This is a genomic window from Anabaena sp. FACHB-1391 (genome assembly GCF_014696755.1).
Taxonomy (GTDB): domain Bacteria; phylum Cyanobacteriota; class Cyanobacteriia; order Cyanobacteriales; family Nostocaceae; genus Dolichospermum; species Dolichospermum planctonicum.
In genome coordinates this window covers 1-3,892 of record NZ_JACJQS010000077.1, presented here as the reverse complement: position 1 = coordinate 3,892, position 3,892 = coordinate 1, and the positions used below count along the sequence as shown (strand labels likewise).

At 38.6% G+C, this 3,892-nt stretch carries 3 protein-coding genes and 1 pseudogene; 2 read left to right on the top strand and 2 right to left on the bottom strand.

The window, feature by feature from the left end; genetic code table 11:
• Window positions 1–216: pseudogene (locus tag H6F62_RS20190) on the top strand (addiction module component); the annotation flags it as partial.
• A 118-nt stretch (window positions 217–334) separates the two neighbouring features.
• Here H6F62_RS20190 and hisIE read toward each other — a convergent pair.
• A complete protein-coding gene (gene hisIE / locus H6F62_RS20185) occupies window positions 335–985 on the bottom strand; it encodes a bifunctional phosphoribosyl-AMP cyclohydrolase/phosphoribosyl-ATP diphosphatase HisIE (RefSeq protein WP_137909458.1) in 651 nt (216 codons plus the stop codon).
• A gap of 137 nt (window positions 986–1,122) precedes the next feature.
• Here hisIE and hemL point away from each other — a divergent pair, with 137 nt between their 5' ends.
• Window positions 1,123–2,421: a glutamate-1-semialdehyde 2,1-aminomutase gene (hemL, locus tag H6F62_RS20180; RefSeq protein ID WP_190372828.1), complete on the top strand. Its 1,299-nt coding sequence runs from the start codon at window positions 1,123–1,125 to the stop codon at window positions 2,419–2,421.
• An 82-nt stretch (window positions 2,422–2,503) separates the two neighbouring features.
• Here the strand turns inward: hemL and H6F62_RS20175 are convergent, their stop codons facing one another.
• Window positions 2,504–3,865, bottom strand: a complete 1,362-nt coding sequence (locus tag H6F62_RS20175) for a TaqI-like C-terminal specificity domain-containing protein (protein WP_242026092.1) — start codon at window positions 3,863–3,865, stop codon at window positions 2,504–2,506.
• Window positions 3,866–3,892 lie beyond the last annotated feature (27 nt).

The window sequence follows — 3,892 nt, the reverse complement described above, 5'->3', positions numbered from 1 at the left end:
GGCAGTAGAAATGGTGACAAGTTTACCGGACACGATGGGGTCGTAATGCACTCAGATACTAATGCTGCTGACAATATTCTAGCAAGAATGAGTGATGTTGAAATCACTCGATATATGAAACATTCCGATGTGAAGAAAATCTTGTTAGAAAGAAGTCAGAAGTTTCGGGATTCCTTAATGGAAACCGAAGCGATAACGGGCAAGGATAAGCCCTAGACTCTAGAACCTGAAGTCAGGTCAATCAGAGAGCGAACTATCAGCAATTGACACTGTTTGACCAAGGTTTAACTACGTTAGTTGTGTATCTCTTACCTCTTGCCTCTTCCCTATGCAATTACTTTCGCCGCTCATGTAATTTCCGATACACATCCCTTAAATCAACTTGATGATATGCCAAAGCTACTAGACTATGATAGAATAAATCCGCGACTTCACCAGCGATCGCATCACTATCATCATCTTTACAAGCCATAACCACCTCCGCGCTTTCCTCACCAATCTTTTTCAAAATCTTATTATCACCACCTGCCAATAATTTACAGGTATAAGAAGTTTCATTAGGTTCATCCCGGCGATCGCAGATAACAGCAAACAATTGTGATAAACTATCCCCTGGTGGTGGTGTCACCGTCCCACCAACCTGGTGAAAACAACTACGTTCCCCCGTATGACAAGCAACATCACCCAATTGCTCCACAACCACCAAAAGAGCATCACTATCGCAATCATAACGAATACTTTGCACCTTTTGAATATGGCCAGAAGTTGCCCCTTTGTGCCAAAATTCCTGACGGGAACGACTCCAAAACCAAGTTTCCCCAGTTTCTAAAGTCTTTTGTAAAGATTCTTGATTCATCCAAGCCATCATTAGCACCGTACCATCTAGATAATCTTGGATAATAGCCGGAACTAAACCCTTGTCATCATAGCGAATTTTGTCCACAGGGATAGCAGATGAGAGTAATAACAGTTGGGGAGAGGACATACCAGTTAATTTAGAATAATCTTTGACCTAACATAGCATTTTCGGTTAATTCTAGATCATAGAAATTCTGAGTAACTTTTCGACCTATCCTAAGATAGAGCATAAATTATTTATTTCCCCAGTTTAGGGAGGAAACCTTGGTAAATACCTCAATTAAAACCACAAAATCACAAGAAATCTTTGCTGCTGCTCAAAAACTTATGCCCGGAGGGGTTAGTTCTCCCGTGCGTGCGTTTAAATCCGTAGGTGGACAACCAATAGTATTTGATCGTGTTCATGGCGCATATATTTGGGATGTAGACGGTAACAAATACATTGACTATGTTGGTACTTGGGGACCAGCCATTTGTGGTCATGCTCACCCAGAAGTCATTTCCGCACTACACACAGCCCTAGACAAAGGGACTAGTTTTGGCGCTCCCTGCGTCCTAGAAAACATTTTAGCGGAAATGGTCATTGATGCTGTTCCTAGCGTGGAAATGGTCAGATTTGTCAACTCTGGTACAGAAGCTTGTATGGCTGTATTACGGCTCATGCGAGCCTTCACTAACAGAGAAAAAGTAATCAAGTTTGAAGGCTGCTATCACGGACACGCTGATATGTTCTTGGTCAAAGCCGGTTCTGGAGTCGCTACTCTGGGTTTACCCGACTCACCCGGAGTACCTAAAGCTACCACAGCCAGCACTTTAACCGCCCCTTTCAATGATTTAGACGCGGTAAAAGCCCTATTTGAACAAAACCCTGGGGAAATCGCCGGTATCATTCTTGAACCAGTAGTTGGTAACGCCGGTTTTATTACCCCTGATGCTGGGTTCTTAGAAGGACTCAGGGAACTTACTCATGAATATGGTGCATTATTAGTATTTGATGAAGTCATGACAGGCTTTCGGATTGCTTACGGTGGCGCTCAAGCAAAATTTGGTATTACTCCCGACTTAACAACTTTAGGTAAAGTTATTGGTGGCGGTTTACCAGTGGGCGCGTATGGTGGTCGCCGCGAAATCATGTCTATGATTGCTCCCGCAGGTCCAGTGTATCAAGCAGGAACTCTTTCCGGTAATCCTTTAGCTATGACAGCGGGGATTAAAACCCTAGAATTACTCAGCAAACCTGGTACTTATCAATACTTAGAACAAATTACTAAACAGTTAGCTGATGGATTGTTAAAAATCTGCGCTGATACGGGTCACGCTGCTTGTGGTGGTAATATTAGCGCGATGTTTGGGTTGTTTTTCACCTCTGGACCAGTACATAATTATGAAGACGCTAAAAAGGCTGATACAGCGAAGTTTGGTCGTTTTCATCGCGGAATGTTAGAACATGGTATTTACCTAGCACCGTCTCAATTTGAAGCTGGTTTCACTTCTTTAGCACACACTAAAGAAGATATCGAACAGACTTTAGCGGCCGCGAAAGATGTCCTGTCTAGTCTGTAACATCTTTATTTAAGTAATATCAACTATCCCCGACTTCTTGTATCAAATAAAAAAGAAGTCGGGGATCTGGAATTTGTGGTGTTTACCCTTCTATGATTTTAATTTCCTCTGGTGTTAATTCATAAAGTTGATAAACTAGTTGATCTATTTCTGTTTCAATGTTTTTAACATTTTTACCGTTAGCATCAAGACATTTTTGTACAAGGTTTTCTATTTCTTGACGCTGTGATTCCGTTGCGGTGGGAATAGGAAAATCTTTCATAAAAATCGAGCTTGGTTCATAAAAATCACCCTGTAGTTTTGAAAGTAGCTGCTGAAATAAAAACATGACAACACTAGAGTTAAGAACTGCTAGTAAAACTTTATCATTGCAAGGAATAATAAATGCCTTTTGATTGGTATAATATCCTGATTCATCCCACGCAAATTCATTACGTTTACAGATATTTGGATAAATAATTTTAGGTTGCTCAAATTCTGACCAGTAAATGCAAGAGCGAAGCTCCCAAAAGAATTTTCCTTGATCTGAACGTTTAATTAATGTATTTCTAAATTGAGAAAAATATCTATAAATTGCAGGATATGTTTTATCAAAAATTTTCTCTGCTTCTTTCTCTATTTTATCAGACCAAGAATGTTTTTTATTTTCAGAAGATTCTATTTTGATAAGATATTGCTCTGCAAATTGTAAATCCCATCTTTTAACATCACGACCACGCAGCAAAGGCTTGATAACTTCAGCAGAAGAAGGATGTTCAGCAATTAGTCTATCTCGTGTTTCTCTATCTATAACGAAAGCTTCATTAAAACCTGTTTTAATTCCGTAATAAAATTGACCATTAACATACTCTTCTAATGGTGTACCAAAATTTCGCAATTTTGTTAATAAATCTAGGATTTGCGAGGATTCTAGCCGCCAACCGTCTGATTGTAAATTCTTCTGTAAAATAATTAAACCCTCCTTTTTTAATACCGTTACAAATTCAGCAATCTTTTCTTTTTTCGTTGTATTCCATGATAATATCTGTACTTGGTTATGCTCTGGTTTAACCTTACTTAAAGTAATAATGCTAGGATAAGCAATGGCTTCTTCAAAAACTGGGAAATCACCAAAATCAATTAGATTGTAAATGGTTGTTGAATTTGTTAAAAGCTGACGTAATTTTTCACCATAACCTGCTCGAAAATATTTATTAGAAGAGATGTAAGTTAAATGACCTTTCGATTTTAATAAATGCAACCCTATTTCATAGAAATAAACAAATATATCAGCAATTCCTGTATAACATTGATAACGCTGCTGCAAAATTGGTTTTAATTGTTTAATTTCTTCCTGTCTAATATAAGGAGGATTTCCCATAACCACATCAAAACCAACAAAAACACCATCATTATTTAACACTTCAGGAAACTCAAAGCGCCATTCCAAAGCATTTTCATACATTCTACCATTTTCTATTTCCTCAATTTC